Consider the following 26,252-nt stretch of genomic DNA (forward strand, 5'->3'; position numbering starts at 1 on the left):
GAAGCTGCGGTTCTTGTCTTACATTCAGAGGATGCGCCGCGATGGCCAACCCGGAAAGACTCGTAACCACTGTCTCGACCAAGGGGCAGGTCACCCTGCCCAGCGCGATCCGCAAGCGGAGGGAATGGGACGCCGGCACACGTCTTCTGGTCGAAGATACTCCGGAGGGCGTGCTACTGAAGCCTGCGCCAGTCTTCGCCGAGACACGGCCAGAAGACGTGTTTGGATCCCTGCCCCATAGACGTTGGAAGAAATGGACGCGGGTGTGCTGGCCGAAGCGCGGCGGCGCGGCCGGCTCGAACTGCCCTAAAGCCATGAAGCCGGCGTTTTCGGCAAGCGATGGTCGGGATCGATGACCTTCAGACGGGGTGTGTTGCTCTCGTTCCATCGCCACAGCGCGACGCATTTGCCGCCGGGCGACATGAAGGAGGGGTAGATCACGCCATGCTGCCCATCGGCAATCAGGCGATCTCTCAGCGTATGCGTCTCAGGCACAAGGCCTTGATCCATGATGTCGCGCCATTCACATCGGTGAATGTCCGCCGTCACGCCGAGCCTGGTCAGCACATCAGCGTCCGTAAGGTCGGCCAGGCGCGCGCCTGAAAGTGCGAGTTGCGCAATCAGCGCCGGATGCTGGACAAAGCCCTGATTGTACTCCGCCCAAGCAGTGGACAATTCGCCCGCGGCATAGATCGTCGTGGCGCCCACTGGATTCCAGCGACCGCCAAAGCGGGCTGCTCCTTCGCCGGAAAGCGGCAGATGCGCCCAACGCGGCACGAAGGCGCGCCATAGGCTCAGTCTATTTTCAGGCATAGATGCCGGAGCGGACTGCCTCCAGATAGGCAAGCACCTTGTCCGTCTTGCCCTCTCGAACGAGATCGTAGGCGGTCTTTCCCGCCCAGCCGGGGATCGGCTGATGCTTGAACCAGATTGCCGCACGCTGTTCATCGCCGGCCATCTCGCCTGCCATCGCAAGGATACGGACAATCGGACTCAATGCGGCGTCGACCTTGCGCGCGCCGGTCTTGGCGGCAAGCGTGTTGCGCGCGACGCCGATCAGGCCCGCCAGTTCGGTCAGATTGACGCCCAGCAGTTCAGCCACCCGTCTTGCCGAAAGAAATGGCGTCCGCTCGTCGCCAAAGCGCGATGCCCTGATATCGAGAGCTGCGGTATTCATAACAGGTTCCTAGCACATTTTGAACAGGTCACGCTCAAAATATGTTCATTTTGCGCGAAATTCAAGCTCAACAAGTGCGGACCCGCTACCGCCTTCGCTTCGGCTTCTCCAGAAGCGCGACGGCCTCGACATGCGGCGACCACAGGAACTGGTCGATCGGCGTCACGCTTTTCAGGGCGTAGCCGCCATCGACGAGGATGCGCAAGTCGCGCGCCAGCGTCACCGGATTGCAGGAAACCGCGGCGACCAGCGGCACGTCGGAACGGGCGATCTGCTTCGACTGGTCTTCGGCGCCGGCGCGGGGCGGATCGAAGACGACGCCGTCGAAGGCATTCAGTTCCCTCGAAGTGAGCGGCCGCCGGAACAGGTCGCGGCGTTCGCTGGTCACGCGCTTCAGACCGCTGGCGAAACGGAATGCCCGGTCGAGCGCCGAAAGCGCTGCCGCATCCCCCTCCACCGCATGGACCTCCGACCTGGCGGCCAGGCGCAGCGCAAAGCTGCCGCAGCCGGCGAAGAGATCGGCTATCTTCCTGGCACGCGCGAGGTGCCGACCGACGATGTCGGCCATCGCCTGCTCGGCGGCTTCGGTGGCCTGCAGGAAGGCGCCCGGCGGCACCGCGACGGCGATGTCGCCGAACATGACAACCGGCTTTTTGGGCTCGATGATGATCTCGCCATCGATCGAAAGCCTGGCCAATCCCTGAGCGATGGCGAAATTGGAGGCGACGCGGCGCTGGTTCTCGCCGAGCTTGCCGGACTCGTGAACCGCGACATCGAGGCCGGAGCCGGTCGCCGTGACCGTCATGCGGAACGATTTCGTCGTGGCGCAAACCAGTTCGGCAAGTGCTCTCAGGCGGGCGAGCTTTGCGACGATCTCGGGCAGCGAGATCGGGCATTCCTCGATGGAAATGATCTCGGACGACAACGCCCGAACGAAGCCGAGCAGCATGCCAGCCTCGCTGCGCCGGGCGGTGAACACGACGCGCCGGCGCGTCTGCGGCGCGCACGGCACCAGCGCGTCAATGTCGCAACTGATGCCCTTGCCGTTGAGCGCATGCGCAACCTTGTCACGCTTCCACCGATGATAGGCTTCGGCCTCGAGATGCTGGATGGCGCAGCCGCCGCATTCGGTGAAATGCCGACAGGCAGGGTCGATGCGAAGCGGCGAAGCCGCCAGCACCGACATCAGCGTGGCGCGGTCCTTTTCGCGCGCGGCGGTGACGGTTTCACCGGGCAGCGTGAACGGAATGAAAAGCTCGCCGGTTTCGGTTTCGGCGACGCCGTCGCCCTGGGAGCCCAGCCGTGTGATCGTGAAGCGCGCGTTCATCGGCCTCCGATCCCCCTGTTCTCGATACCGGCGTCCTTGATCCCGGCGAGCAGGAACTCGCGGTTGCCGTCGCCGCCTTCGATCGGCGACAGATGCAGTCCGAGCGAGCGCCAGCCGGGGACGCCGTCCAACCAATCCTGCAGCAGGCCGGCAACCCGCGCGGCATCGTATGGATCTTTCAGCAAGCCGCCCTTGCCGATCGCCTCGCGGCCCGCCTCGAATTGCGGCTTGACCAGAAATATTGCTTTGGCGCCGCTCCTGGCAATGGCGAGCGCCGGCGGCAGCGCCAGTTTCAACGAGATGAAGCTGACGTCGGAGACGATAAAATCTGGAATGCGATCGGCAAGATCGGCGGTCGAAAGATCACGGGCGTTCAATCCCTCGATGACCGTCACACGCGGATCGCCGGCGATATCCGGATGTATCTGGCCATGCCCGACATCGATCGCCGTGACATGCGCCGCGCCGCGTCCGAGCAGCACTTGAGTGAAGCCTCCGGTCGAGGCGCCGACGTCGAGCGCTTCGCTGCCGGCTGGATCGAGGCCGAAATAGTCGAGCCCGGCGATCAGCTTCAGCGCAGCACGCGACAAATAGCCCTGCGCCGGATCATCGACTTCTATGAGGCAATCAGCCCGGACGGTCTGGCCGGGCTTGCGGGCGATGACGCCGTCAACCGTCACGGTGCCGCGCTCGATCGCGTCGCGGGCGCGAGAGCGGCTGGGGAACAGGCCGCGCGCGACGAGGAGTTCGTCGAGCCGCTTGCGTGTGCTGGCTGGCAAAGGCGAGTTCATCGGCCTTCATGGCGAAAGCCCGGCTCGAAGGCAAGGATATTGGGCAAGACAACGAACATCTTGCGAAAGCGGCGAGCGCATCAGGCCGCACCACAAACTGTTGAATATCGCACTGGGTCCGGCACAATGTTGGGAACAATGCTCGTGTTGCTGCCAGAACCTGAGGAGGACGAATGCTGACCGGAACCTGCCATTGCGGCGCGGCCCACTGGTCTTTGGAGGGCGATCCCGGCTCGATCACAGCCTGCAACTGCACGCTTTGCCGCCGCTATGGCGCGCTGTGGGCTTACGATTATGTTGACGAACGCACCCGTCTTGCCGGACCGACAAGTGCTTACACGCGCGCCGGAAAGGATGCCCCGTCGCTGGAGATTCTGTTCTGTCCGACATGCGCCTGTGTGCTGGCCTGGCGTGGTTTGCGCGCCAGTGCCGCCGGTCGCACTCGGATCGCCGTCAATGTGAGGCTTGCGCCGCCTGACACCGTCGCCGACTTGCCAATCGATCATTTCGATGGTCTCCACGCGTTCGAGGACCTGCCGCGCGATGGTCGCTGCGTGCGCGATATGTGGTTCTGATGCATGTCGCGCAAAAACATGCCCTCGGGCTTGAACCGAGGGTGCTCCGTCGCACCATAAGGCGACCTTCCCGGCCAGTCTCCAGAGCCGCCCTTCTTGTCCGCAGCGGGCGCTTCGTAATCATGCAATCGCCTCTGTTGTCTGCGACAGCAGATCTTCCGCCAGCTGTAACGCGGCCTCCCGTGCATCCTGGCGAGCCGCATGGTCAATATCGGGTCCAAAGAGGGTTTTCTGGATGATTAGACTGCGGACATCTTCGATACCGATGAAGCGCAACCACGCTTCTACATAGGGTTTTTGAAAGTCGAAGCGCTGCGCCGGCGTGATGGATTGCGCCGCATAGTCGAGACCTCGCGCATGGACGACCACGGCGGTCTTATCCCGGAGCAGTCCTGCGAACCCGTGTTCAGGGTCGAACGAGAAAAGGATGTCCTTCTGCGATACCAGGTCGATGAAGTGCTTGAGTTTGTAGGGAATGCTGAAATTCCACAGGGGCGTCGACAGCAGGACAATATCCGCCCAGTGCAGTTGTTGCGCCAATTCTTGCAATGTGGCCCATGCCTGCTGTTGAGAAGGGGTAAGCGGCGTGCCGCTGAGCCCCGCATATTTGGCCAACATCGCGTCCTCACCGAATTCGGGGAGGTCGACATCCCATAGATCGAGCGTTGAAATGGCCAGGTCGGGTCGCCGAGCACGACAGCTTTGAACAAAGGCCTCGGCGACCTCACGCGAGGCGGAACGCTCTTTACGGGGCGAGGAAACGATATGCAGCAGCTTGGTCATGGATCATCCTTGCTCATTGTGAACCGTATTGCGTCATATTTTAATTCGATATAAAAATTGAGATTATCGACAATATTCATCATGGATCAGAATATATGCTGGAATTGGTCCTGCTCAGGACGTTCGTCGCCGTGTTCGACGAAGGCGGCTTCAGTCGGGCAGCGGCGCGACTGAACCTTACGCAGTCGGCCGTCAGTGGGCACCTGCGTCGTCTCGAAGAGCAGGTCGGAAAGCCGTTACTCAAAAGGACGACGCGCTCGCTGGAGATGACACAAGATGGCGAGCGCCTGCTCGCCTATGCCCGGGCGATGCTCGCCCTTAACCGGGATGCTTTGGCCGATCTGGCGCAGGCACCCTTTCACGGCAGAGTTCGCGTCGGCCTCTCGGAAGACTTCGCACAGGTCCCCATCCTTCGCGCCTTGCAGGCATTCGGCGCCGATCGCCGCGGATTGCAGATCGAGGTGCAAGTCGGGATTCCGGGTGCGCTGCTCTCGAAGATGAAGGAGGGCAATATCGAACTGGTGCTCGGATCCCAGTGTGAGGGTGAGGAGATGGGGCGCCTCCTGTGGCGCGAGCCTCTTGTCTGGGCATGGGCGGATCATACCGGCGTGAAACTTCCGGACCCGCTGCCATTGGCCGTGTTGCCGGAACCTTGCCCCTACAGGGAAGTTGCTCTTGAACGGCTTGCCAAGGCCGGGATCAGCCAGCGCATGGTGATGATCTGCACCAGCAACGCCAGCCTGAGGGCGGCTGCCATCTCAGGCTTCGCTGTAGCGCCGATGACCGTCAGTCAGCTGAGAAACGGCCTGGTCAGTGTACCCGAAAGCTACGGCCTGCCAGAGTTGCCAGAAGCGCAGTTCAGGCTATTTGCCGCATCGAAAGGCGATACTTCCGTCCTCGAAGAACTGGCGGAGGCCATCATGAACGCCGTTCCCCGAAGGCACGCTGGCGAGGAGTGAACCTTAACTCGCACCGACGCGGGATCCGTTGCATGGGGTGGGAAAAGCCCAAAGCACACGAATGGGTTCGTCCAAGATTCAGGCGTCCATTAATTCACCGCAGCAATATGGACCCTCATCGCCAACCGCGAGATGGCTACGACGCGGGCACGCCAACGTCACCGCTGAATGCCACGCCGTTTTGCAGAACTTGACACACACAACTGGCGCAAAACTTTCGGGGCCGGACGTCTAGCCGGCAGCCGGCCCCGCTTCAAGGGTCATTTCTCGATGCTGGAGGTGACGGACTGGATCACTTCGGTCGCCATCTTGAATTCCCTGGTGCGGCTTTCGATACCGTGGCGCCTGGCGATGTAGTCGAAGTCGGTGTAGGCCGCGTAGACCGAGCCATCAGCCGTCTGGTAAACGACGACGCGCACCGGCCAGTCGAGGCCGGCTTTCGGGTTCGCGGTGATGAAGGTCGTGCCGAGTGCCGGGTTGCCGAACATGATGAGCCGCGACGGCCTGACGACGTTGCCGGCGGCGTTGCCGAGCTTGGCTTGGTCGATGACACCGAACAACGTGATGCCCTTGTCGGCGACATCCTTCTTGATCCGCGACACGGTCTCTGCAACCGAATAGCCGCTCTTGACTGTAACGACGCCGTCGGACGCCGTCTCAGCATTGGCCTGGGCCAGAAACCCCGGGGTGGCAAGCGTCAGGACAAGCGCCGTCGACGCGAGGGTCGATTTGACTGAATTGATCATTTTTCTTTCTCCGTGAGTGAAGCCGGTCCGATGACAGGCTGGAAGAAAGGATGCGGAAAGGCTCGGCGGATTGATAATGCCGTTTGCTGCCTGAATTGATGAGTGCGGCGTATGGCTGGCAGGTTCCATGGAAATGCCGCCGCTCATGAGCGGCGGAAAACGTCGAGGTGAAGCGGGATCAGACGCGTGGCGCCGTCAGCGGGCGGGCGATTATCGTTGCCGCGATTAGGGCGGCGACGAGAACAACAACACAAGTGGTCCAGCCGAGCCGGTCATAGACCTGGCCGAGGACAAAGCTGCCGACCAACCCGCCGGAATAGTATGAAGCAAGATAGATACCGCTCGCAGCGGCCTTGTCGCGGGCGGCGACGCGGCTGACATGGCCAGTCGTGATCGCCTGCGCCAAGAATGTTCCGATGGCAATCAGCGCCATGCCCGCAAGAACGATCGGCAGATTTGGAGTGAGCAGCGCAAGAAGGCCGGCGATGGCAATCCCGAGCGTCAGGACGATGCCGCTGGCCGGGCCGAACCGCCTTGCCACGCGGCCGGCGAGCGGGGTTGTCAGCATCGACGGCAGAAATACGAAATAAACGAGACCGAGCGCCATCGGCGACAGGGCCAGCGGTGCTGCGGCCAGCTGGAAATTCACATAGGTAAACGTGCCGATGAAGACGAACAGGATCAGGAAGCCGATCGCGAAGCTGCCGCGCAGTTCTCGGTTCTTAAAGTGGGCTTTCCAGGCGCGACCTGCGGGAGGGTGGTCGGCGTCGATTCGCATCATGCGGTCGGTCTTCTTCAGAGTCAGCCAGACCAGCAACGCGCCGGCAATATTTAGGGCAGCGAAGGTCAGGAAGTTAATGGAGATGCCAAAGCCGTCCGCAACAGCCGCCGAAAGGATGCGGCCGAAGAAGTTGCTGGCCACGTTTCCGGTGACGTAGGCGGCGAGCGCGCCTGCCGCCTGGCCGGGTGAGAAATGCTCGGCGAGGTAGGCGATCGTCAACGTGAAGGCCGCCGACATGCACAGGCCCTGCAGAACGCGCAGGAAGGCAAACATTGCGATGCTGTCGGTGATGGAAAGTAGCGCGGTCGGTATGGCGAGCACGACAAGGCTGAACCATATCCCGTTGCGCCGGTCGATGTTGCGGCCAAGTAGCGCCACCGCGACGCCGGCGATCGCCATTCCAAAGGTGCTGGCGTTCACCGCGAAACCCATCGTCGCGCGGCTGACGCTGAATTTGACGACGAGCGAGGGAAGGATCGCCTGCGCGGCGAAAAGGTCGACGAGCGTCAGAAATGCGATCAAGGCAATGATGCCGAAGCGCAGGCTGTCCGTCGACACCCTGCGGAGCTTCGAGGCAACGGCTTCGTCATAGCTGGCCATCGGAATTTATCCGTGCATGGTTCGACGCTCCCGAAGGGGACCGGGAACGTCGATGGAGGTTGAGGGTCAATAAGCGGGACGCTGCGGTCCGGTTACATCGCGCCGTGGGCGTCCATGTCCGGCGGCAGGATGTCGGCCGAATAGAGCACGGCAGGAACCGAACCGTTGTTCTTCCACCAATGCGCGAGCTGGCCGAACTCGGCGGTGGCTTCGCCGGCCTTGTGCTCGATCGCCACCTTGCAGGTGTTGCTGTATTCGCTGATCGCGCCCTCGACGACCAGGATATTTGCCGGACGCGTGGAGTGGTCGTGCCACGGCACGACGCCGCCGGGCTGCACGACGAGCTTGCGCAGACGGAACCTATTGCCCTTCCAGGCGTCGCCCTTCGTGCTGAGGTCGATCGTGCTGATGACCTCGTCGGTGACACCTTCCGGCGCGCTCGGCATCGACTGCACGGCATTGGTGGCGACCTGGTCGACCGGGCATTCGCCGGCGTGGGCAGGTGCTGCAGCGAAAGCCGCGGCCGAAGCGAGCAGGCCGAACGCAAGAACAAGTTTGATCGGGTTGCGAGGTGCTATGACTTTCAAAAACATTTTGCGGTTCTCCTTTTATCGAGCCCGGCAATGGGAATTCATGCGGGGCGTGATGAGGAGATTGGGCGAGCACGGCTGCCAAGAGAAATGCCGGGTACTTCTGAATTCCATAGCCTGAAGCTATGGCGTGAGCCTGGGCGCAGTCGTACCGGCTCGCACCCGAACCGCAGGCGTAATCCTGCGTAGTCGACGGAGTTTCGATTACGCGGCGGAACGGCGCATCGAAACCGGTGATGCGCCCTCTGCCCAGCCATAGGATTTGACCGCACCGACAAATGTCGACACCGCGGGCGAGAAGCGGCGGCCGGCGACGGTGACGAGGCACACATCGCGGGTCACCTCCGGCTCTGTCACAGGCCGCACCTGCAGCCCTGGAATCACGGCGGTGTATTCGGGGAGGAAACAGATGCCGAGCCCTCCGGCAACCATGTTCTGGATCCAGTCCTCTCGCTCGCTGGAATAGGAGATGCGAAGCTTCACTCCGCGCTCGACGCAAAGATGAGAGAGATGGTCCCAATACTCGCAGTTGACGCGTCTCAGATAAATCTCGCCGTCGATCGCGCTGATTGGCACGGTCTCGTGCTGCGTCAGCCGATGGCCGGTCGGGAACGCCAGCATGAAGCGTTCGCGAAAGAGTGGCGTCACGTCGAAGCGTTCCGGGAACTTTTCGCTCGACGACATGATTGCGACGTCGATCTCGCCCGCCTCGAGCAGTTGTGAGAGCCGGCTTGGTACCCCTTCAACCAACTGCAACTGAATTCCCTTGTGGCGCATGTTGAAATCCGTAAGCAAACCGGTGAAGCGGCGCGGGCCGATCGTGCACATGATGCCGACCTTCAGATGCGCGTCCTTGAGGCAAAGGAAGCGCGAGGCTTCCTGACGCACGCCGCTCAGTTCATCGAGGATCTGTTGGAAACGCGGCCGAAGCAGCGCGCCAAGATCGGTGATGTGGGTCAGATTGCGCTCGCGCCGGAACAAAAGGCCACCGACCTCGTCCTCGAGCTGCTGGATCGCGCGGCTGAGCGCCGGCTGGGTGACGTTGCATTTCTCGGCGGCGCGCGTGAAGTTCCGCGTATCGCAGACGGCGAGGAAATATCGGATGTGGTGGATGTCCATGCCAATCCCCTAGCGCGCCCGACCTTCTCCAGCCAATGCAATGAACGCATGGATTTGATAGCACAGCGGCATTTTATTGTTGAGCGCGCATCGCTCAAGGTCCCGCAGAACAGCCGCAGCGTTGCGGCACATCAACGGAGACCGAAATGCTCAACGTCAGCAAACCTGAAACCGACACGCTTGCGATGCGCCGTCCCCTGGAAGGCCGGACGGCGATCGTGACCGGCTCGACCAGCGGCATCGGCCTCGGCATCGCCCGCGCCCTGGCGAAGAACGGTGCTGCCGTCATGCTGAACGGGTTCGGGGATCCGGTGGAAATCGAGACGCAGCGTGCCGCCTTGGCCGAGGAAAATGACGTCGACGTCGCTTACGACAACGCCGACATGTCGAACCGCGACGCTATCCACATGATGGTGGAGCGGGCCGTTGCACGCTTCGGCCAGATCGACATCGTGATCAACAACGCGGGCATACAGCATGTTGCGCCAGTCAGCGAATTTCCCGTCGCTAAATGGGACTCGATCCTGGCGATCAACCTGAGTTCGGCTTTCCATCTGATCCAGGCGACCTTCGAGCCGATGAAGGGTCGCGGCTATGGCCGCATCATCAACATCGCTTCCGCCCATGGGCTGATCGCCTCGCCTTTCAAATCAGCCTATGTCGCCGCCAAGCACGGCATGGTCGGGTTGACGAAGGTGGTCGCTCTCGAGGGCGCCGAGTACGGCGTGACTTCGAACGCGATCTGTCCAGGCTATGTCTGGACGCCGCTCATCGAGAAGCAAATCGAGGATCAGGCGAAGTCGCACAACATCGCCCGCGACGCCGTTATCCGCGACATCTTTCTGAAGAACCAGCCGACCAGGCGCTTTGCGACTGTGGAAGAGATGGGAGCGCTTGCGGTGTTTCTCTGCAGCGACTGCGCAGCTTCGATCACCGGCACAGCCTTGCCGATCGACGGCGGCTGGACTGCGCACTGAGCGCACCGTCATCGTCAAAATTTCTGCAATTTTACGCGAGGAGGGTACCCGATGAACACTCATGCCGACGTTGTGAAGCTTGCCTCCAGCCAATCGGAACCGGCCGCGCCCAGCGTGGTCCGCGGGAAGCGGACGATCAACCTCGCGCTTCAGGGCGGAGGCGCACACGGCGCCTTCACATGGGGTGTCGTCGATCGGCTCCTTGACGAGGAGAGCTTGTCCTTCGAAGGGGCAGTCGCCACCAGCGCCGGGGCCATGAACGCGGCGGTGCTTGCCTACGGACTCGCCGAAGGCGGACGGCGCGGCGCGCAGAAGGCGCTTGCGAATTTCTGGCGCCGCGTCAGCCACGCGGCGGTCTTCAGCCCCCTGCAGCCGACCCTTCTTGACAAGATGGCCGGGTCGCGTTCGCTCGAATACTCCCCGGCCTTCCTGATGCTCGATATGGTGACGCGGTTGATGTCGCCCTATCAGTTCAATCCCTTGAATTTCAATCCGCTGAAAAACGTTCTCGAGCAGTCTATCGATCTCGATGCCGTCCGCATGTCGCGCTGTCCTCTGAAACTCAACATCTGCGCGACCAATGTGCGGACCGGGAAGGTCAAGGTTTTCTCCAATGACGAGCTGTCGATCGACGCCATCATGGCGTCGGCATGCCTGCCGTTCCTGTTCCAAGCCGTCGAGATCGACGGCGAGGCCTATTGGGACGGCGGTTATATGGGAAATCCGGCAATCTTCCCGCTGATCTATTCCTGCGACACGCCGGACGTGCTGATCGTACACATCAATCCTATTGAGCGCGCCGAACTGCCGCGCTCGGCGACGGATATCCTTAATCGCATCAACGAGATAAGCTTCAACTCTTCGCTTTTGCGGGAAATGCGGGCGATCGCCTTCGTCACGCAACTGATCGACTCGGAGGCCGGCCAGACGCTCGACCTCAAGCGCATCTTCGTCCACGGCATTTCGGATGACGAGACCATGAAAAAGCTTGGCGTCTCCAGCAAGCTCAATGCCGATTGGGGCCTGCTTACGGATCTTCGCGACCGCGGCCGTGAACGCGCCGAGGAATGGCTCGAAGCCAACTATAACCACATCGGACAGCGTTCGACGGTGGACATCCACGAACGCTATCTCTGACAACAACTCCCGGCCGGCATTATCCCCCTCTGGATGCCGGTTTGCTGAGCCCTCCGGCAACCCTCCCGGAGGGCTCTTTTCATGCAGCCGGCGCATACAGCGCGTCTATCGAAACCATGCCAGGACAGCATTTCAGTTGATGGCTGCGATCGAAGAGAGTGGCTTCAGACGGGCTGATCGCCGGTCTGAACTAAACACAAACCCAGGAGACGGAAAATCATGATCAATACCAAATCGCTCATCGGCTCGGCTTTGGCCGCGGCTACCACGCTCGCCGCCAGCGCTGCCTTCGCCGGTCCGGCCGCTCAGCCGGAGTTCTCGTTCGAAAAGTGCTACGGCGTCGTCAAGGCCGGCCAGAACGATTGCCAGACCGCCACGCATTCTTGCGCCGGGACCTCTACGGCCGACAACCAGTCCGACGCATGGATCTACGTGCCGGCCGGCACTTGCGGAAAGCTTGCCAGCGGCAGCACCGAACCCAAGGCCTGATCCACTCCCACGCAACCCAATGGAGACGACTGATGCCCAATAAGCTTCCCACCCTCCCAATTCCGCAAGCCGCGGGCATCGGTCTTCGCTCCCCGCACATTGCTGAAATGCTTAGCCGCCGCCCGTCGGCGGGATGGCTGGAGGTTCATGCCGAAAACTACATGGGCGGTTCTGCTGCCGTCGCCGCGCTCGAAAACCTGCGTGAGACCTACCCCCTTTCTGTTCACGGCGTAGGGCTGTCTCTCGGCAGCGCTTCCGGCGTCGACCGCGACCATCTGGAACGCATGCGCAAGGTATGCGTGCGCTTCGAACCCGATCTTGTTTCCGAACACCTCGCCTGGAGCGGCGCCGATGGCGCCTACCTCAACGACCTTTTGCCGCTCCGTTACGACGAAGCAGCGCTCGCGATCGTCGCCAACAATATCAAGCTCGTTCAGGACACTCTGAAGCGCCGCATCCTGATTGAAAATCTCTCTGCCTATATCGAGTTCAGCGGTTCGACGATGACGGAGGCCGAGTTCTTGGCCGAACTTGTGAAGCGCACGGGATGCGGCCTGCTTCTCGACGTGAACAACGTGTACGTTTCCGCCCACAATCTCGGCTTCGACGCGGCTGCGTTCATCGAAGTGCTGCCTGCCGAGGCGATCGGCGAGATCCATCTGGCAGGCCATGCCGTCAACGACGTTGGCGATGACACGGTCCTGATCGACGACCACGGCTCGCGCGTGCCGCCCGCCGTGTGGTCACTCTATGCCGGCGCGATCGAGAAATTCGGCCCACGCCCCACCCTGATCGAATGGGATACCGACGTGCCCGTGCTCGACGTGCTGCTGGGCGAAGCAATGTGGGCGGATATGCTTGCCGCTTCGATCGCCTTCCGCAAGCGGCAGGATTCCCTTCCTGTTTCCGCGCCGAAGCAGTCCGCTCCAGGCACCGTCGTTCCGTTCGAACGCGATGCGCCGCGCGGCCAGATGCCGGTGCTTGCCGCTTTCGATGCGATCAAGCCCGCGCGCCTCGCTGCAGACCGTGACGTCAGGAGAATCCGCCATGCTGCCGCTTGAGCATCTGCAGAACATCATCGCGCAGTCCGTGCTTGGCAACCCGCAATTCGGCCTTTCGTCGCTCGTTTCAGCGGGCCGCGCCGATCCATGCCGACGGCTGCGCATCTATGAGAACAATACCCGCGCCTCGCTGACAGCGACGCTGATGGCCGTATTCCCAGTCGTCGTTCGCATGGTCGACGAGCGGTTCTTCCGCCATGCCGCAAGCGAGTTCATTCGTCAGCATCCGCCCGGCGAGCCAAGGCTGGTGCGCTACGGCTCCGACTTCCCGGGCTTCCTCGGGACCTTCGAAGGTCTGGCTGAAATGCCCTTCGTCGCGGAAACGGCGCGGCTTGAATGGGCGATCGCCGAGGCGCTTGATGCGGCATCACTGCCGGCCCTGAACCTGGCGGCACTGGATGGCGAAGCCTCAAGCTCGACCCCCGAACTGATGCTCCAGCCATCCTTGCGCCTCGTTATGTCGCATTGGCCGGTACTGTCGATCTGGTCGGCGCATCAGAACGGAGGCGTTCCGGATCAAGCTGATGTCTGGAAGCGAAAAGCCGAGCGCATCGCGCTCTGGAGGCACGGCGACAATGTACGCTTCGCGCGCCTCACGAGCGCCCAGTTCTCGTTCCGCCATTCCCTGAAAAAGGGCCTCGGCCTGGAGAGGGCCGTTTCACGCGCCCTCACGCACGAACCGATGTTCGATGTCCTCGGCGCCCTCGTCAGCCTGTTCGGCGAAGGCTTGGTGACCGGCATCGGCTTCGACCACCCGCAGTAAACGAAAATGGAGAGACCAATGAGCGTGACCCGCGAAATGCCTTCAACCAGTGGCCGCAGCCTAGCCGCCGCCTACCGCAGGGCTCTGAACCTGGCGGGCAGCATACCCCTTTCTCTTGTTCAGCTGGCTGGTCGCGTCGCGGTCGCCCACGTGTTCTGGCAATCGGCGCAGACCAAGCTCGCTTCCTGGCCGGTAACGCTACAGCTTTTCGCGTTTGAATATAATCTGCCGCTGATCGACCCGGCGCTGGCGGCCCCGCTCGCGACAGCCGCCGAAATCATCGGCGCCGCATTGCTTTTCCTCGGCCTGTTCTCGCGCCTCGGCGCGCTGATGCTGCTCGGGGTGGTCGCAGTGATCCAGATCTTCGTCTATCCGGGACACTGGGGCGAACACCTCATGTGGAGTTCGCTGCTGCTGCTCACTTTGGCTCGCGGCGCAGGCGTCGTATCGTTGGACTATCTGGTCGACGGCTATTTCCGTCGCGGAGCGTGAACAATGCTGCGGCAATCCAGCGAAGAAGTGATGATCTTGGCAGAGTTGGAAGCGACGCCGGCCAAAACAGATGCGCTTCCACCGCGCCGGCCGCGGGTTGTCATTCTCGGCGCGGGCTTCGGCGGCCTCAACGCAGCGCTCGGGTTGCGCAACGCGCCGGTCGATATCACTGTCGTTGACCGCCGCAATTATCATCTGTTCCAGCCGCTGCTTTATCAGGTGGCGACGGCCGGCCTGTCTCCGGCGCAGATCGCCACGCCGATCCGGCGCGTCCTCGCCAGCCAGAAGAATGCAACTGTCCTGATGGAAAAGGTGGAGGGCGTCGACACCGCTGCGCGGACTGTGCTGACCGGCAGCAGGCGAATTCCCTACGATTACCTGATCATCGCCACGGGCGCCCGCCACGCCTATTTCGGTCACGACGCCTGGGAAGCAAATGCTCCCGGCATCAAGACCATAGGCGACGCCACCGAAATTCGCGCCCGCATATTGACCGCGTTCGAAAAGGCAGAAGTAACCGACGATCCGGCTCTTCGAGAAAAACTCCTTACCTTTGTGGTTGTCGGCGGCGGACCCACCGGCGTCGAACTCGCGGGCGCTATCATCGAACTCGCGCGCCAAGCGATCGTTCGCGATTTCCGCAACATCGATTCCTCGACCGCAAGGGTTGTACTTGTCGAGGCCGACGAACGGCTGCTCACCGCATTTCCGGAGAAGCTCTCGCAATCGGCCAAATCGCAGCTCGAAAAGCTTGGCGTCGAGGTCAAGCTCGGCGCCGCGGTTACGGAGTGCGACGACAATGGCGTCGCGCTCGCGGATGGGCAACGCGTCGCTTCAGCCTGTGTGCTCTGGGCTGCCGGCGTCATGGCCTCGAGGGGCGGCGAAATGGCTGGACGTCGCAGCCGATCGCGCCAGCCGCGTCGTTGTCGACGAACATCTGCATGTGCCCGGCCGCGAAGGCGTCTATGTCATCGGTGATACCGCTTCGGTAAAGGGCAAGGACGGGCGTCCGGTTCCGGGCGTCGCCCCTGCCGCGAAGCAAATGGGCCGCTATGTGGCAGACCTCATCAAGGCGCGACTTGCGGGGCGGACGGCAGAACCCTTCCGCTACGCCGACTACGGAAATCTCGCCACAATCGGCCGCAAGGCCGCCGTCGCGGATTTGGGACCCATCCAACTGAGCGGTTTCCTAGCCTGGCTGCTCTGGAGCTTCGCGCATCTGTGGTTCCTTGTCGGTTTCCGCAACCGCACCGTTGTCTTCCTCGATTGGGCTTGGGCCTATGCAACATTTGACCGCAGCGCGCGACTCATTACCGAACGCCGCGACCGGTAGGTGCCGCCTGCCGCGCATAGCGCTTGGGCGGGCGATGACGGCGCTGCTGCTCATGGCGGTCATGTCGACGGCTGCATCGGTGCATATCATCTGGGAGCGCACGGCAACCCGCAATGTCGAGAAGATCGTCGCCAGCCTTGGCGCCCAGAGCGCCGATTCTGTCCGCGGCGAATTGACATCAACGCTGGCCGTCGTGGCAGGCACGGCCGAGATTATCCGCTCGATCCTGTTCCAAGGCACGATCAAGGCCGGTGACGAGGTCAGACGCGAATTCCTGTTCCTGTCGCTGCTGCGTGAACAGCGCGCAATCGGCTGGATCGGATTTGGCTTCCCCGACGGACGGTTTTTCGGCTCGCACGCGGCGGCCGGCGGCAAGATCGAGATGGTTGAAATCGGCCCGGGCATGCGGGGGAAGCCGCGCCCGTTGCGCCGTGATATCTATCATCCCATCCCCGGCGATGTGATGTTCGAAGAACGCATCCACGGCGAGACCGCTTACCTAGCGCTCGGTGCGCCCTGGTATCGCCGGGCGATGGACTCGACGGAACCTGTCTGGAGCGTGATCGACGTCCTGCCCAATGGCTTCGAGCCCTCGGTGGTTGTTTCAAAGCGGGTCGAGCTCTATGGCAGGTACCAGGGCGTGGTCATGGTGGCCGTGAGTTTCGCCAATTTGTCGCAGGCGCTGAGTGGTCTGCAAGTATCAGGTCACGGCAAGACGTTCGTGCTGGGCGGTAGCGACAAAGTACTGGCTGCATCGGATGCGCCCGGCGGTCCTATGCCTGCTCATCTTCGCGATTTTCCAAAGAGCGATGCGCTTGCCGCCGCGGTGGGCGACGCCATTTCGATGATGAAAGGGAACGAATTTCGCACGCTGGTTGATGGTGGCGAGATCGGCCCGGTCTACGTCTCGTCGTTTGCGCTCCCATTCGAACAATGGCGGCTCCTGACCGCGATACCGCGCTCCTCCTTCGCGGAAGAGATCGACCGTAACACGCGTCGGGTGCTGCTGGTGGTCGCCGGGCTGGTCGTGCTGGCAGCGGCCACTGCCGTGCTCTTTTCGAACCTGCTTTTCGCCAGGCCAATCCGCCAGCTTGCCGCGCAGCTCCGTGAGATCGAACGGTTCTCGCTCGACCAGGTGCGGCATGTTCCGACATTCCTGGCCGAACTCAATGATTTCTCGGAGGCGCTGAAGCGCATGGCGGTCGGGTTGTCGGCTTTCGCCAAATACATGCCGCTCGACGTCGTCCGGCCTCTCGTCGCGGGCGGGCTTGAGCCTGCGCCCGGCGGTAGGCTCGTGGAAGTGACGGTGATGTTTGCCGATCTGCCGGGCTTCACCGAACTTACCGAGCGGCTCGGCCCCGATGTCCAGCCGCATCTCACCAACTTTCTCACGCTTGCAGTCGAAGCCATTCATTCCGAAGGAGGCACCGTCGACAAGTTCATTGGCGACGCCGTCATGGCCATCTGGAACGCACCGACAGCCGTGCCGGATCACGCACGCCGCGCATGCAGCGCTGCAGCCGCGATCCGGGCCGCGATGCATGCGCTGCCCGCCGTTTCGCCGGACCACAGCGACATACGGGTGCGAATTGGCATCAATACCGGCACCGCGATTGTCGGCAATGTCGGATCGGCCGAACGGCTGAGCTATACGGCCATCGGCGATACGGTCAATCTGGCAAGCCGTCTCGTTGGCGTCGCCAAGGAACACGGCGTCGAAATCGTGCTCAGCGACATGACGCTTGCGCAGACAAGCGGCCAGATCGCCGCGCAGCCACTTGGCATCACCAATGTTCGCGGGAAGACAGTCCCGGTCCTGATACACACGCTCGCAACTTGAACAACCGCTGCGGCCATGGAGTATGGTCATGGAAATGATGACTTTGACGTTCGCAATGCTTTTCTGCCTCCAGCTAAAGCACTTCATTGCCGACTATCTGCTCCAGCCCGGCTGGATGTTGGGCGGAAAGGGCGATCTGCGCCGCGTCGGCGGCTATGTCCACGCGGGCTTGCATGCGCTAGGCTCCTTGCCGGCCCTTCTCATCGCCGGGCTCGAACCCACCGCAATCGTCCTGCTTTCTGCCGCGGAATTCACGGTCCACTACGCGACAGACTACACCAAAGCCGGGCTGTCCGGGCGCAGCCATGCTGGCCCCGACACGCGGACTTACTGGGCCCTGCATGGGGCTGACCAGTTCTTGCACCAGCTCACCTATGTCGGCCTGATCGTCGCTGCGCTCGCTTAGAGAGAGGAATTTGAGGCAGGACAACGAGGCATGCCTCGGAGATACTGAGAACGCCCAACATTGATGCGGCGGCACGAGCTTTCGACGAGCGATGAAAGTTATTGCGGCACGCTGCGCATCGACGTGGAAAGTCCGCCTCTCCATCATATTCGTAGACAATGTCCGGAAGTTTGGGGGACAGGACCACCGTAGGCGAATGCCAAATGACAACGCAAACAGTCAGTTACGACCGTCGGTCGGCAAACTGATGCAAGCCGTTGAGACTTTGATTCAGGCGCTTTGCGCGCTGGCGGTGTGTCCCAGGGCCGCGAAGACGGTGCGCACGATACCGGCGGCATCAAGCCCGGCGTCGGCATACATCTTTTCGGGCTTGGCGTGATCGACAAAAGTGTCGGGCAACACAAGCGGGCGTACCTTCAGGCCGTTTTCCAGCAGCCCTTCATGGGCGAGGAATTGCAGCACATGGCTGGCGAAGCCACCGACCGCGCCCTCTTCGACTGTTACCAGCACTTCGTGCGAGCGCGCCAGCCGCCGGATCAAATCCTCGTCGAGCGGCTTGGCGAAACGAGCATCGGCGACCGTGGTGGAAAGCCCTGCCGCGCCGAGCTCCTCGGCCGCAGCCAGGCAATCCTGCAGCCGCGTGCCGAACGAAAGCAGTGCAACCTTGGTGCCTTCCCTGACGATACGGCCCTTGCCGATTTCGAGAACCGAGCCACGCTCCGGCAGGTCGACGCCGACGCCGTTGCCGCGCGGGTAACGAAAGGCGATGGGGCCTTCATCGTAGCTTGCCGCCGTGCGCACCATGTGTCGCAGTTCCGCCTCATCCGCCGCGGCCATGACGACGAAACCGGGCAGCGTCGCCAAAAAAGTCGTGTCGAAGGCGCCGCAATGGGTCGCCCCGTCGGCCCCGACGAAGCCGGCGCGATCGATCGGGAAGCGCACCGGCAGTTTCTGGATCGCCACGTCGTGGACGACCTGGTCGTAGGCACGCTGCAGGAAGGTCGAATAGATCGCCGCGAAAGGTTTGAAGCCTTCGGTGGCAAGGCCGGCGGCAAAAGTCACCGCGTGCTGCTCGGCGATACCGACATCGAAGGTCCTCGACGGGAACGCCTCGCCGAAGAGGTCGAGGCCGGTGCCGTTCGGCATGGCGGCAGTGATGGCGACGATGCGATCATCTTCGCGGCCTTCCTGGATCAGGCTTTCGGCAAAGACTTTCGTGTAGCTCGGCGCGTTGGCCGGCGCCTTGGCCTGCGCGCCGGTGATGACGTCGAATTTGTTGACGCCATGATATTTGTCGGCGGCCGCCTCGGCCGGTCCATAGCCCTTGCCCTTCTGGGTCACGACGTGGATCAGCACCGGACCGTCGGCATTGTCGCGGACGTTCTTCAGCACCGGGATCAGGTGCTCGAGATTGTGACCGTCGATCGGGCCGATGTGATAAAAACCCATTTCCTCGAACAGCGTGCCGCCGGTGACGTAACCGCGCGCATGCTCGACCGCCCGCTTGATGGCGCGATCGGCGCGCTCGCCGAGATAGGAGGTCAGCTTCTTGCCGAAATCGCGCAAGCCCAGATAGGCCTTGCCCGACGCCAGGCGGGCCAGATAGGCGCTCATCGCCCCGGTCGGCGGAGCGATCGACATGTCGTTGTCGTTGAGGATGACGATCAGCCGGGCATCGAGCGCGCCGGCATTGTTCATCGCCTCATAGGCCATGCCGGCCGACATGGCGCCGTCGCCGATGACGGCAATGACATTGTTGCGGCCCCCGGAGAGATCGCGTGCCATTGCCATGCCGAGGCCGGCGGAAATCGAGGTCGAGGAGTGGGCGGCGCCGAACGGATCGTATTCGCTCTCGGCGCGCTGGGTGAAACCGGACAGGCCGCCCTCTTGCCGCAGCGTGCGGATACGGTCGCGGCGGCCGGTCAGGATCTTGTGCGGATAGGCCTGGTGACCGACATCCCAGATCAGCCGGTCGTCTGGCGTGTTGAAGACATAGTGCAACGCCACCGTCAGTTCGACCACGCCAAGGCCAGCACCGAGATGTCCGCCGGTGTGGGACACGGCGTCGATCAACTCGGTGCGAAGCTCCGATGCCAATTGCGGCAGAGCACGTTCGTCAAGCGTCCTGAGGTCGGCCGGGATGCGGACCTTGTCGAGAAGTGGCGTATGGAGCTTTGCGTTCACTGGTGCTGGGGCCTGCTTTTTATTCATCTGCGAAATAGGCTGCCGGCCGGCGAATGTAAATGCGTGTGAGTGACGCGGCATAGCTTCAAACTGTTAGGGTTTCGTTTACGCGTCAAAAAGGACGCGCGGCGCTCTAAAGCGCGTCGCGTTCGACCGACCTGACGCGACGCGCTTTAGGTTGTTGTTTTATGCATGTCGTTATCGCAAAACCGCTGCACACTTTTGCGCGACATGCATTAATTGTCCGGCAGCGGAATGAACTCTTCTTCATCCCCCGGAACGATATCGAAACGGCCTGTCTTCCATTCTTCTTTCGCCTGTTCGATGCGTTCCTTCGACGATGACACGAAATTCCACCAGATGTAGCGCTTGGAGCCGAGCGAGGCGCCGCCGAACAGCATGAAATGCGCTCCACCCTCCGACGACATGACGATCTCGTCGCCGGGCCGGAACACCAGCAGCCGCTCTGCCGGGAAGCGGTCACCGGAGATCGAAACCTCGCCTTCCAACGTATAGATGGCGCGCTCCTCGGCATCGGCAGGGATTTTCACGCTGGCGCCGGGCGCCAGGCTGAGGTCTGCATAGAGCGTGTCCGAAGCGGTCACGACCGGTGCCCGCAGCCCGGCAAACGCGCCAATGACAACGCGCCCGCTGACGCCTTCAGCGTCGATTTCGGGCAGACGCATGGCCGCCGTATTCTCGAAGATCGGGTCGACCTCCTCTTTATCGTCCGGTAGCGCCAGCCATGTCTGCAGGCCTGAAACCGACATCGGCGCACCGCGCAGCTCCTGCGGCGTACGCTCGGAATGGACGATGCCGCGACCGGCGGTCATCAAATTCACGTCGCCGGGCTGGATGACCATTTCGGTGCCGAGCGAATCGCGATGCCTGATCTTGCCGTCGAACAGGTAAGTGACGGTCGACAGGCCGATATGGGGATGCGGGCGGACATCGAGCGCCTGGCCGGCCCGCAAAATCGCCGGTCCCATGCGATCGAAGAAGATGAACGGACCGACCAGCCGACGCCTGGCGGTCGGCAAGGCACGGCGAACCTGAAAGCCGCCAATGTCCTTGGCGTTCGGAATAACCATCAGTTCGATCTGGTCGCTGGCGAAGGCGTCACCGGGCAGAGGGTCGTTTCCGGGGAAGAAGCTCATGCGGTCTTCCTCAGGCGAAGCGGAGTGCAGACCTGGCTTTCGCCTTGGCCGCCACCTCGTCGCGATTGCGCGGATGCTGTGTCGTCTCAAGGCTGTCCAGCAGTTCGCGCGCAGACGCGGCTATGGCCTCGACGGCGTGGTCGAACGCATGCTGGTTCTGTTTCGACGGCCGTGTCGTTCCGCTCAGCTTGCGGACAAACTGAAGTGCGGCATCGCGGACCTCGTCATCGGTTGCCGGCGGATCGAAATTGAACAGTGTCTTGATGTTTCTGCACATCGTTCGCAATCTCCTCTCGTCGTGGAGCCGTTTCAAGCGGATGAGTATTATCCTCAATCATGATCATGTCGAAAAGCCGCACGGCGAAATTGTCGTTGGAGACCGTGCTTTACTCCGCATCCAGCGGCTCGGTCCCCACCGGCTTGCCGTCGCGCGAAAGCCTGATCTTCTCGACCTTGTCCTCGGCCGCCTTGAGCAGCCGGTCGCAATGGAGTTTTAGCGCCTCGCCGCGCTCATAGATGCGAATCGACTGGTCGAGCGGCACGTCGCCGCGCTCCAGATCATCGACGATTTTCTCCAGCGCGTCGAGCGCCTGCTCGAAGCTCATCGCCTTGACGTCTTCGTTGCTCTCACCAGCCATCGTCTATCCTTTCATCAGTCGCCCGACATGGGCGGCGACCGAAAATGCCAATCCCTGCAGATCGTAGCCGCCCTCGAGCAGGCTGACGAGCCGGTTGTCGCTGTGGCGACCGGCGCGCTGCATCAACTGGCCGGTTGCCCAGTCGAAATCGTCCTCGGTCAGGTTGATCTCGGCCAGCGGATCGCGGTGGTGCGCGTCGAAGCCGGCGGAAATGATGATGAGGTCGGGCGCGAAATTGTCGAGCGCCGGCAAGATCCGCGACAGGAAAGCGTCGCGGAAAACCTCGCTGCCGGTCTGCGGCGCCAGCGGCGCGTTGACGATGTTGCCGGCGCCGGTTTCGCTCACCGCCCCGGTCCCCGGGTAAAGCGGCATCTGGTGCGTCGAGCAATAGAGCACCGAGGGATCGTCCCAGAAAATATCCTGCGTGCCATTGCCGTGGTGGACGTCCCAGTCGACGATGGCAACGCGCTCGGCCTGGTGCTGCCTTTGCGCGTAGCGCGCCGCGATCGCCGCGGTGTTGAACAGGCAGAAGCCCATGGACGTGGTCTTTTCGGCGTGGTGGCCGGGCGGCCGGGCGGCGACAAAGACATTGGCCACGTCGCCCCGAAAGACATCGTCGACGGCGGCGTTGGCAGCGCCGATCGCCGTGACGGCCGCCTGCCAGCTTTTCGGGCTGGCGGTGGTGTCGGCGTCGACACGAGCGATACCGGTGTCCGGCATCAAAGCGCGGATCCGTTCGACGAATTCCTGCGGGTGTGCGTAGAGGATGGTGGCCTCGTCGCCTTCCGGCGCCTCGGCACGATCAAGGGCCGCAAAGGCCTCGTCGTCGAGCACGCGCTCGATGGCGCGCAGGCGGTCCGGCCGCTCCGGATGACCGGGCGGCGTTATATGCTCGAGGAAGATCGGATGGGTATAAAGCCTTGTGACCATGCCCCCGATATAGGCGCGCCCGGCGGCTTTGACCATGTTTTGCAACCGCCAAAGGCAGACGTTCAACAGGGTTTAATCGTTGGGTGCTGGTTGGGTCCGGCGGGAGCTGCCCGAATCTTGAGGCGCGCTTCGCCCGTCCCATTCGAGGTCGCGCCTTGCCTTTGGTGGTCTTGATACAGGCTCAGGCCGGCGATTTGTCCACCTCAGCCGGTGCTTGTGGACGGCCAATCCTGCGGCCTTGCCTGAGCAGTCCCTCCAAAAGCACGTTGAACGCCTTCACCGCCTTTTTCGACGTCGCTTCTGGATTTTCCGAATTTGCGATCCACTGCGCGGCATGTAGCGAGGCGCCGCTGACCAGCCTTGCTGCGGCTTCGGGATCAACGGCAACGATGGTTCCCTCGTCCCTCAGCTTTTGAAGGTTCTCGCTCAGCGAGCGGATGCATTCGTTCTGGCTCGGCCATTGCGAAGGATCGCCGAGCACCGCCGGTCCGTCGCGAAGGACAATACGCTGGATCTCCGGCTCCAGCGCCATCTCGATATAGGCGGTGCATTCGTCGACAAAGCCCTGCCAGAGAGTGTCCGCCCTGACTGACACGATCTTCAACCGGGCCAACATCTCGGCGTCGATCTCCGCGATAACCGCCTGGAGAAGGCCCTTCTTGTCGCCGAAGTGATGATAAAGCGCGCCACGCGTCAGCCCGGCCGATGCGGTGAAGTCGTCCATCGAGGCCTCGGCATAGCCGGCAGTGCCAAAGGCATGGCGCGCCGCCGCGACCAGTTTGGCGCGGGTTTCGGCGATCATCTCCTTGCGAGGTTTGTGCCCCATTCGCCCATTCCTTCACATACGTCTCGTATATTAATTGACATACGCTACGTATGTAATTATCTGATTTGCATACGCCACGTATATAAGTGGCTGGGCCTCAAAAATCCAGGAGTGTTCTCATGCCCAATCCCTATCGCGAAATCTTCAAGGCAAGGGGAGCCAAGGGCTTCGCCGCAGCCGGCTTCGTCGCCCGGATGCCGATGGCCATGGCTCCGATCGGAATCGTCGCGATGCTATCGCAGACGCATGGCGAGTACTGGCTGGCCGGCGCCGTCTCCGCGACATATGCGCTGGCCAATGCTTTTGTCGCGCCGCAGATATCGCGGCTGGTGGACCGCCTCGGCCAGGCGCGGATTGTGACGCCCACCACCGTTATTTCCGTGCTCGCCTTCGTAGTGCTGATTACGGCGGCCAATCAGGACTTGCCGATATGGACACTGTTCGTGTCAGCGCTGCTGGCCGCTGCAATGCCCAGCATCCCAGCGATGGTGCGCGCGCGCTGGACAGAGCTCTTCCGGGATCGCCCCGAGATGAACACGGCGTTCGCCTTCGAATCGGCGGCGGACGAGCTGGTCTACATCGCCGGGGCTTCGCTGTCGGTTGGCCTGAGCGTCGCGCTTTTCCCGGAAGCGGGAATGCTGGCGAGCACATTGTTCCTCGCCTTCGGCTCGACAGCCCTCATCCTGCAGCGCTCGACCGAGCCGCGCGTGCGACCGGTCGACCAGGGTTCGCGCGGATCGGCAATCCGCCTGCGGCCGGTCCAAATCATCACCTTGGCCCTGATCTTCATCGGCGCGACCTTCGCAACCACGGAGGTGAGCACCGTGGCGATCACCAAGGAGCTCGGCCAGCCGGGCGCCGCCAGCCTCGTCATCGGCGTCTATGCCCTCGGATCGTTCGTCGTCGGCATCGTCCTCGGCGCTCTGAACCTGAAAACACCGCTGCAACTTCAGCTTGCCATCGCGATCGCCATCATCGCGCTCACCACGCTGCCGTTGCTTGTCGCAGACACGGTGCCGCTTCTGGCGCTGGCTGTCTTCGTTAGCGGTGTGGCGATCTCGCCCACCTTCATCACGGCATTCGGCCTGATCGAGCGGCGCGTGCCGGAGGCGATGCTGACCGAGGGCGTGACCTGGGTCATGACCGGCATTGGCATCGGCATGGCGCTCGGCTCCTTCGCCGCCGGATGGGTGGTGGACGCCTTCGGTGCACAGAGCGGCTTCCTGGTGTCGGTGGCGGCGGGCACTGTCGCGCTGGTCACCGTGCTCGCCGGCCAGCGCAGCCTTGCCACGGGCGATAGTGACATCTCCGCGCGCGAAACAGCCGCGGTTCCTGCCGAATAGACTCCATGCGTCCGGTGCCAAGCGGGACCGGACGCATGCCGGCGATCCGCTAAACCAGTCCTAGAGAATCTCGGTCTTGGCGATGTGGATGCCGAAACCTTCAAGGCCGACATAGTGGCGTTCGCGCGAGGCGATCAGGTTGATCGAGGAAATGCCCAGATCCTTCAAGATTTGCGCGCCCAGGCCGATCTCGCGCCATTCGCTTTCGCGGCGGCGCGCCTCTTCATGGTCCTCGCGGTCGCCGGCAGCCGGCCGGTTGCGCTCCTGATGGGCGACGCCGACGGAACCTTCGCGCAGATAGACGATGACGCCGCGCCGACGCTCGCCCATCGATTTCATGATGCCGTCCAGCCTGTGGCCGGTGCCGAAAACGTCCGTCACAACATCCTCGGAATGCAGTCGCACCGGCACCTCCTCGCCGTCGCGGATGTCGCCGAAGACGATCGCCACATGGTGCATCGAGTCCCAGGGCAGCGTGTAGGTGAAGACCTGCGCCTTGCCGCCGGGCGTGTCGATCTCCGAACAGGCGACACGCTCGACCAGCGTTTCCTTACGCTGGCGATAGGCGATGAGGTCGGCGACCGAAATCTGCTTCAAAACGTTCTTTTCGGCGAAGGCCTGCACCTGCGGGCCGCGCATGACGGTGCCGTCATCATTGACCAGCTCGGAAATGACACCGACCGGCGGCAGGCCGGCAAGCTTGCACAAATCGACCGCGGCTTCGGTATGGCCCGAACGCATCAGCACACCGCCTTCGCGCGCAATCAGCGGAAAGATGTGGCCGGGGCGGACGAAATCGGAGGCGCCGACATTGCCGTTGGCAAGATTGCGCACGGTCAATGTGCGGTCGTCGGCCGAAATGCCGGTCGTGGTGCCGTGCTTGAAATCGACGCTGACGGTGAAGGCGGTGGTGTGGGCCGAGTCGTTGTCGGCGACCATCGGCGACAGGTTGAGGCGCTTGGCCTCCTCGCGCGGCATCGGCGTGCAGACGATACCAGAGGTATTGCGGACGATGAACGCCATCTTTTCCGGCGTGCAATGGACGGCGGCGACGATCAGGTCGCCCTCGTTCTCGCGCCCGTCATCGTCCATGACGACGACAATCTCGCCGCGTTCGAAGGCGCGCAGGGCTTCGACGATCTTCTTCTGGTCGTAAGGCATGGACGCTCGCTTCGCTCTCGCAGGGGATAGGGCAGTAAGGCAGTAGGGCAGTAAGGGATTAGGGAAA

At 62.4% G+C, this 26,252-nt stretch carries 27 protein-coding genes and 2 pseudogenes; 13 read left to right on the forward strand and 16 right to left on the reverse strand.

Annotated features, from left to right (window positions below; all coding sequences use genetic code 11):
• The first annotated feature begins 41 nt into the window (after window positions 1–41).
• Window positions 42–310, forward strand: a pseudogene (locus AC0L3O_RS03185) (AbrB/MazE/SpoVT family DNA-binding domain-containing protein).
• Here the strand turns inward: AC0L3O_RS03185 and AC0L3O_RS03190 are convergent.
• The 4 genes from AC0L3O_RS03190 to AC0L3O_RS03205 form a co-directional block, all read right to left on the reverse strand.
• Entirely contained in the window at window positions 307–840 is a 534-nt protein-coding gene (locus AC0L3O_RS03190; RefSeq protein ID WP_473615004.1) for an RES family NAD+ phosphorylase, read from the reverse strand. The pseudogene AC0L3O_RS03185 and the gene AC0L3O_RS03190 overlap by 4 nt on opposite strands.
• Window positions 806–1,177, reverse strand: a complete 372-nt coding sequence (locus AC0L3O_RS03195; protein ID WP_027152353.1) for an antitoxin Xre/MbcA/ParS toxin-binding domain-containing protein — start codon at window positions 1,175–1,177, stop codon at window positions 806–808. Before AC0L3O_RS03195 ends, AC0L3O_RS03190 begins: the two co-directional genes overlap by 35 nt.
• Window positions 1,178–1,262: 85 nt before the next feature.
• Window positions 1,263–2,504: a class I SAM-dependent RNA methyltransferase gene (locus tag AC0L3O_RS03200; RefSeq protein ID WP_473614791.1), complete on the reverse strand. Its 1,242-nt coding sequence runs from the start codon at window positions 2,502–2,504 to the stop codon at window positions 1,263–1,265.
• A complete protein-coding gene (locus tag AC0L3O_RS03205) occupies window positions 2,501–3,295 on the reverse strand; it encodes a TlyA family RNA methyltransferase (RefSeq protein WP_473614793.1) in 795 nt (264 codons plus the stop codon). Before AC0L3O_RS03205 ends, AC0L3O_RS03200 begins: the two co-directional genes overlap by 4 nt.
• 173 nt (window positions 3,296–3,468) lie before the next feature.
• On the opposite strand from AC0L3O_RS03205, the gene AC0L3O_RS03210 reads away from it, so the two are divergent.
• Window positions 3,469–3,870 (forward strand): GFA family protein, encoded by a 402-nt coding sequence (locus AC0L3O_RS03210; protein WP_473614794.1) that lies wholly within the window; start codon window positions 3,469–3,471, stop codon window positions 3,868–3,870.
• A 120-nt stretch (window positions 3,871–3,990) separates the two neighbouring features.
• Here the strand turns inward: AC0L3O_RS03210 and AC0L3O_RS03215 are convergent, their stop codons facing one another.
• Window positions 3,991–4,653, reverse strand: a complete 663-nt coding sequence (locus AC0L3O_RS03215; RefSeq protein WP_027152350.1) for an FMN-dependent NADH-azoreductase — start codon at window positions 4,651–4,653, stop codon at window positions 3,991–3,993.
• A gap of 95 nt (window positions 4,654–4,748) precedes the next feature.
• Between AC0L3O_RS03215 and AC0L3O_RS03220 the strand changes: the two genes are divergently transcribed.
• Complete coding sequence (locus AC0L3O_RS03220) at window positions 4,749–5,612, forward strand: LysR family transcriptional regulator (protein WP_473614795.1); 864 nt, start codon at window positions 4,749–4,751, stop codon at window positions 5,610–5,612.
• Between the two features lie 260 nt (window positions 5,613–5,872).
• Here the strand turns inward: AC0L3O_RS03220 and AC0L3O_RS03225 are convergent, their stop codons facing one another.
• From AC0L3O_RS03225 to AC0L3O_RS03240, 4 genes are all read right to left on the reverse strand, one after another.
• Complete coding sequence (locus AC0L3O_RS03225; RefSeq protein WP_128245629.1) at window positions 5,873–6,358, reverse strand: DUF302 domain-containing protein; 486 nt, start codon at window positions 6,356–6,358, stop codon at window positions 5,873–5,875.
• A 178-nt stretch (window positions 6,359–6,536) separates the two neighbouring features.
• Window positions 6,537–7,739 (reverse strand): MFS transporter, encoded by a 1,203-nt coding sequence (locus AC0L3O_RS03230; protein WP_128245628.1) that lies wholly within the window; start codon window positions 7,737–7,739, stop codon window positions 6,537–6,539.
• A gap of 92 nt (window positions 7,740–7,831) precedes the next feature.
• Window positions 7,832–8,332 carry a cupin domain-containing protein gene (locus AC0L3O_RS03235; RefSeq protein WP_128183692.1) on the reverse strand — a complete coding sequence of 167 codons (501 nt, stop codon included), beginning with the start codon at window positions 8,330–8,332 and terminating at the stop codon, window positions 7,832–7,834.
• A 201-nt stretch (window positions 8,333–8,533) separates the two neighbouring features.
• On the reverse strand, window positions 8,534–9,448 hold the full coding sequence (locus AC0L3O_RS03240; protein WP_128245627.1) for a LysR family transcriptional regulator: 915 nt from the start codon (window positions 9,446–9,448) through the stop codon (window positions 8,534–8,536).
• A 146-nt stretch (window positions 9,449–9,594) separates the two neighbouring features.
• On the opposite strand from AC0L3O_RS03240, the gene AC0L3O_RS03245 reads away from it, so the two are divergent.
• The 9 genes and pseudogenes from AC0L3O_RS03245 (at window position 9,595) to AC0L3O_RS03285 (ending at window position 17,946) form a co-directional block, all read left to right on the forward strand.
• Window positions 9,595–10,425, forward strand: coding sequence for a 3-hydroxybutyrate dehydrogenase (locus tag AC0L3O_RS03245; RefSeq protein ID WP_128245626.1), 831 nt, complete (start codon window positions 9,595–9,597; stop codon window positions 10,423–10,425).
• Between the two features lie 51 nt (window positions 10,426–10,476).
• The gene (locus tag AC0L3O_RS03250; protein ID WP_128245625.1) at window positions 10,477–11,562 is read left to right on the forward strand and encodes a patatin-like phospholipase family protein; all 1,086 of its coding nucleotides are present in this window, start codon (window positions 10,477–10,479) and stop codon (window positions 11,560–11,562) included.
• Window positions 11,563–11,781: 219 nt separating this feature from the next.
• Window positions 11,782–12,051, forward strand: coding sequence for a BufA1 family periplasmic bufferin-type metallophore (locus AC0L3O_RS03255; protein WP_091595987.1), 270 nt, complete (start codon window positions 11,782–11,784; stop codon window positions 12,049–12,051).
• A 32-nt stretch (window positions 12,052–12,083) separates the two neighbouring features.
• On the forward strand, window positions 12,084–13,112 hold the full coding sequence (gene bufB / locus AC0L3O_RS03260) for an MNIO family bufferin maturase (RefSeq protein ID WP_128245624.1): 1,029 nt from the start codon (window positions 12,084–12,086) through the stop codon (window positions 13,110–13,112).
• Window positions 13,099–13,875, forward strand: a complete 777-nt coding sequence (locus AC0L3O_RS03265; protein WP_128245623.1) for an HvfC/BufC family peptide modification chaperone — start codon at window positions 13,099–13,101, stop codon at window positions 13,873–13,875. Before bufB ends, AC0L3O_RS03265 begins: the two co-directional genes overlap by 14 nt.
• 36 nt (window positions 13,876–13,911) lie before the next feature.
• On the forward strand, window positions 13,912–14,367 hold the full coding sequence (locus AC0L3O_RS03270) for a DoxX family protein (protein WP_473615005.1): 456 nt from the start codon (window positions 13,912–13,914) through the stop codon (window positions 14,365–14,367).
• Between the two features lie 30 nt (window positions 14,368–14,397).
• Window positions 14,398–15,700: pseudogene (locus AC0L3O_RS03275) on the forward strand (NAD(P)/FAD-dependent oxidoreductase).
• 34 nt (window positions 15,701–15,734) lie between these two features.
• A complete protein-coding gene (locus AC0L3O_RS03280) occupies window positions 15,735–17,540 on the forward strand; it encodes an adenylate/guanylate cyclase domain-containing protein (protein WP_473614797.1) in 1,806 nt (601 codons plus the stop codon).
• A 28-nt stretch (window positions 17,541–17,568) separates the two neighbouring features.
• Window positions 17,569–17,946 carry a DUF3307 domain-containing protein gene (locus AC0L3O_RS03285; protein WP_128172038.1) on the forward strand — a complete coding sequence of 126 codons (378 nt, stop codon included), beginning with the start codon at window positions 17,569–17,571 and terminating at the stop codon, window positions 17,944–17,946.
• 270 nt (window positions 17,947–18,216) lie between these two features.
• Here the strand turns inward: AC0L3O_RS03285 and dxs are convergent, their stop codons facing one another.
• The 6 genes from dxs to AC0L3O_RS03315 all read right to left on the reverse strand — a co-directional run bounded on the left by dxs (window position 18,217) and on the right by AC0L3O_RS03315 (window position 23,681).
• Window positions 18,217–20,157 (reverse strand): 1-deoxy-D-xylulose-5-phosphate synthase, encoded by a 1,941-nt coding sequence (gene dxs, locus AC0L3O_RS03290; RefSeq protein WP_288141970.1) that lies wholly within the window; start codon window positions 20,155–20,157, stop codon window positions 18,217–18,219.
• Between the two features lie 209 nt (window positions 20,158–20,366).
• A complete protein-coding gene (locus tag AC0L3O_RS03295; protein ID WP_128245618.1) occupies window positions 20,367–21,287 on the reverse strand; it encodes a pirin family protein in 921 nt (306 codons plus the stop codon).
• A 10-nt stretch (window positions 21,288–21,297) separates the two neighbouring features.
• Window positions 21,298–21,564, reverse strand: a complete 267-nt coding sequence (locus tag AC0L3O_RS03300) for a DUF2277 domain-containing protein (RefSeq protein ID WP_023799339.1) — start codon at window positions 21,562–21,564, stop codon at window positions 21,298–21,300.
• Window positions 21,565–21,673: 109 nt separating this feature from the next.
• Complete coding sequence (locus AC0L3O_RS03305; protein WP_023799340.1) at window positions 21,674–21,925, reverse strand: exodeoxyribonuclease VII small subunit; 252 nt, start codon at window positions 21,923–21,925, stop codon at window positions 21,674–21,676.
• Window positions 21,926–21,928: 3 nt separating this feature from the next.
• Window positions 21,929–22,855, reverse strand: a complete 927-nt coding sequence (locus AC0L3O_RS03310; protein ID WP_128245671.1) for a histone deacetylase family protein — start codon at window positions 22,853–22,855, stop codon at window positions 21,929–21,931.
• Window positions 22,856–23,036: 181 nt separating this feature from the next.
• A complete protein-coding gene (locus AC0L3O_RS03315) occupies window positions 23,037–23,681 on the reverse strand; it encodes a TetR/AcrR family transcriptional regulator (RefSeq protein ID WP_473614799.1) in 645 nt (214 codons plus the stop codon).
• Window positions 23,682–23,800: 119 nt separating this feature from the next.
• On the opposite strand from AC0L3O_RS03315, the gene AC0L3O_RS03320 reads away from it, so the two are divergent.
• Window positions 23,801–25,024, forward strand: coding sequence for an MFS transporter (locus AC0L3O_RS03320; protein ID WP_473614800.1), 1,224 nt, complete (start codon window positions 23,801–23,803; stop codon window positions 25,022–25,024).
• A 60-nt stretch (window positions 25,025–25,084) separates the two neighbouring features.
• On the opposite strand, the gene ribB is transcribed toward AC0L3O_RS03320, so the two are convergent.
• A complete protein-coding gene (ribB, locus tag AC0L3O_RS03325; RefSeq protein WP_287061487.1) occupies window positions 25,085–26,185 on the reverse strand; it encodes a 3,4-dihydroxy-2-butanone-4-phosphate synthase in 1,101 nt (366 codons plus the stop codon).
• Window positions 26,186–26,252: the final 67 nt, after the last annotated feature.

The organism is Mesorhizobium sp. WSM4810 (assembly GCF_055811235.1).

Coding starts and splice junctions, on each gene's coding strand:
- AC0L3O_RS03250 (WP_128245625.1), top strand. CDS start 10,477: ATGAACACTCATGCCGACGTTGTGAAGCTTGCCTCCAGCCAATCGGAA.
- AC0L3O_RS03240 (WP_128245627.1), bottom strand. CDS start 9,448: ATGGACATCCACCACATCCGATATTTCCTCGCCGTCTGCGATACGCGG.
- AC0L3O_RS03200 (WP_473614791.1), bottom strand. CDS start 2,504: ATGAACGCGCGCTTCACGATCACACGGCTGGGCTCCCAGGGCGACGGC.
- AC0L3O_RS03265 (WP_128245623.1), top strand. CDS start 13,099: ATGCTGCCGCTTGAGCATCTGCAGAACATCATCGCGCAGTCCGTGCTT.
- AC0L3O_RS03195 (WP_027152353.1), bottom strand. CDS start 1,177: ATGAATACCGCAGCTCTCGATATCAGGGCATCGCGCTTTGGCGACGAG.
- AC0L3O_RS03255 (WP_091595987.1), top strand. CDS start 11,782: ATGATCAATACCAAATCGCTCATCGGCTCGGCTTTGGCCGCGGCTACC.
- AC0L3O_RS03220 (WP_473614795.1), top strand. CDS start 4,749: ATGCTGGAATTGGTCCTGCTCAGGACGTTCGTCGCCGTGTTCGACGAA.
- AC0L3O_RS03280 (WP_473614797.1), top strand. CDS start 15,735: ATGACGGCGCTGCTGCTCATGGCGGTCATGTCGACGGCTGCATCGGTG.
- dxs (WP_288141970.1), bottom strand. CDS start 20,157: ATGAATAAAAAGCAGGCCCCAGCACCAGTGAACGCAAAGCTCCATACG.
- AC0L3O_RS03225 (WP_128245629.1), bottom strand. CDS start 6,358: ATGATCAATTCAGTCAAATCGACCCTCGCGTCGACGGCGCTTGTCCTG.
- ribB (WP_287061487.1), bottom strand. CDS start 26,185: ATGCCTTACGACCAGAAGAAGATCGTCGAAGCCCTGCGCGCCTTCGAA.
- AC0L3O_RS03285 (WP_128172038.1), top strand. CDS start 17,569: ATGGAAATGATGACTTTGACGTTCGCAATGCTTTTCTGCCTCCAGCTA.
- AC0L3O_RS03205 (WP_473614793.1), bottom strand. CDS start 3,295: ATGAACTCGCCTTTGCCAGCCAGCACACGCAAGCGGCTCGACGAACTC.
- AC0L3O_RS03300 (WP_023799339.1), bottom strand. CDS start 21,564: ATGTGCAGAAACATCAAGACACTGTTCAATTTCGATCCGCCGGCAACC.
- AC0L3O_RS03270 (WP_473615005.1), top strand. CDS start 13,912: ATGCCTTCAACCAGTGGCCGCAGCCTAGCCGCCGCCTACCGCAGGGCT.
- AC0L3O_RS03245 (WP_128245626.1), top strand. CDS start 9,595: ATGCTCAACGTCAGCAAACCTGAAACCGACACGCTTGCGATGCGCCGT.
- AC0L3O_RS03210 (WP_473614794.1), top strand. CDS start 3,469: ATGCTGACCGGAACCTGCCATTGCGGCGCGGCCCACTGGTCTTTGGAG.
- AC0L3O_RS03295 (WP_128245618.1), bottom strand. CDS start 21,287: ATGAGCTTCTTCCCCGGAAACGACCCTCTGCCCGGTGACGCCTTCGCC.
- AC0L3O_RS03315 (WP_473614799.1), bottom strand. CDS start 23,681: ATGGGGCACAAACCTCGCAAGGAGATGATCGCCGAAACCCGCGCCAAA.
- AC0L3O_RS03310 (WP_128245671.1), bottom strand. CDS start 22,855: ATGGTCACAAGGCTTTATACCCATCCGATCTTCCTCGAGCATATAACG.
- AC0L3O_RS03305 (WP_023799340.1), bottom strand. CDS start 21,925: ATGGCTGGTGAGAGCAACGAAGACGTCAAGGCGATGAGCTTCGAGCAG.
- bufB (WP_128245624.1), top strand. CDS start 12,084: ATGCCCAATAAGCTTCCCACCCTCCCAATTCCGCAAGCCGCGGGCATC.
- AC0L3O_RS03215 (WP_027152350.1), bottom strand. CDS start 4,653: ATGACCAAGCTGCTGCATATCGTTTCCTCGCCCCGTAAAGAGCGTTCC.
- AC0L3O_RS03320 (WP_473614800.1), top strand. CDS start 23,801: ATGCCCAATCCCTATCGCGAAATCTTCAAGGCAAGGGGAGCCAAGGGC.
- AC0L3O_RS03235 (WP_128183692.1), bottom strand. CDS start 8,332: ATGTTTTTGAAAGTCATAGCACCTCGCAACCCGATCAAACTTGTTCTT.
- AC0L3O_RS03230 (WP_128245628.1), bottom strand. CDS start 7,739: ATGGCCAGCTATGACGAAGCCGTTGCCTCGAAGCTCCGCAGGGTGTCG.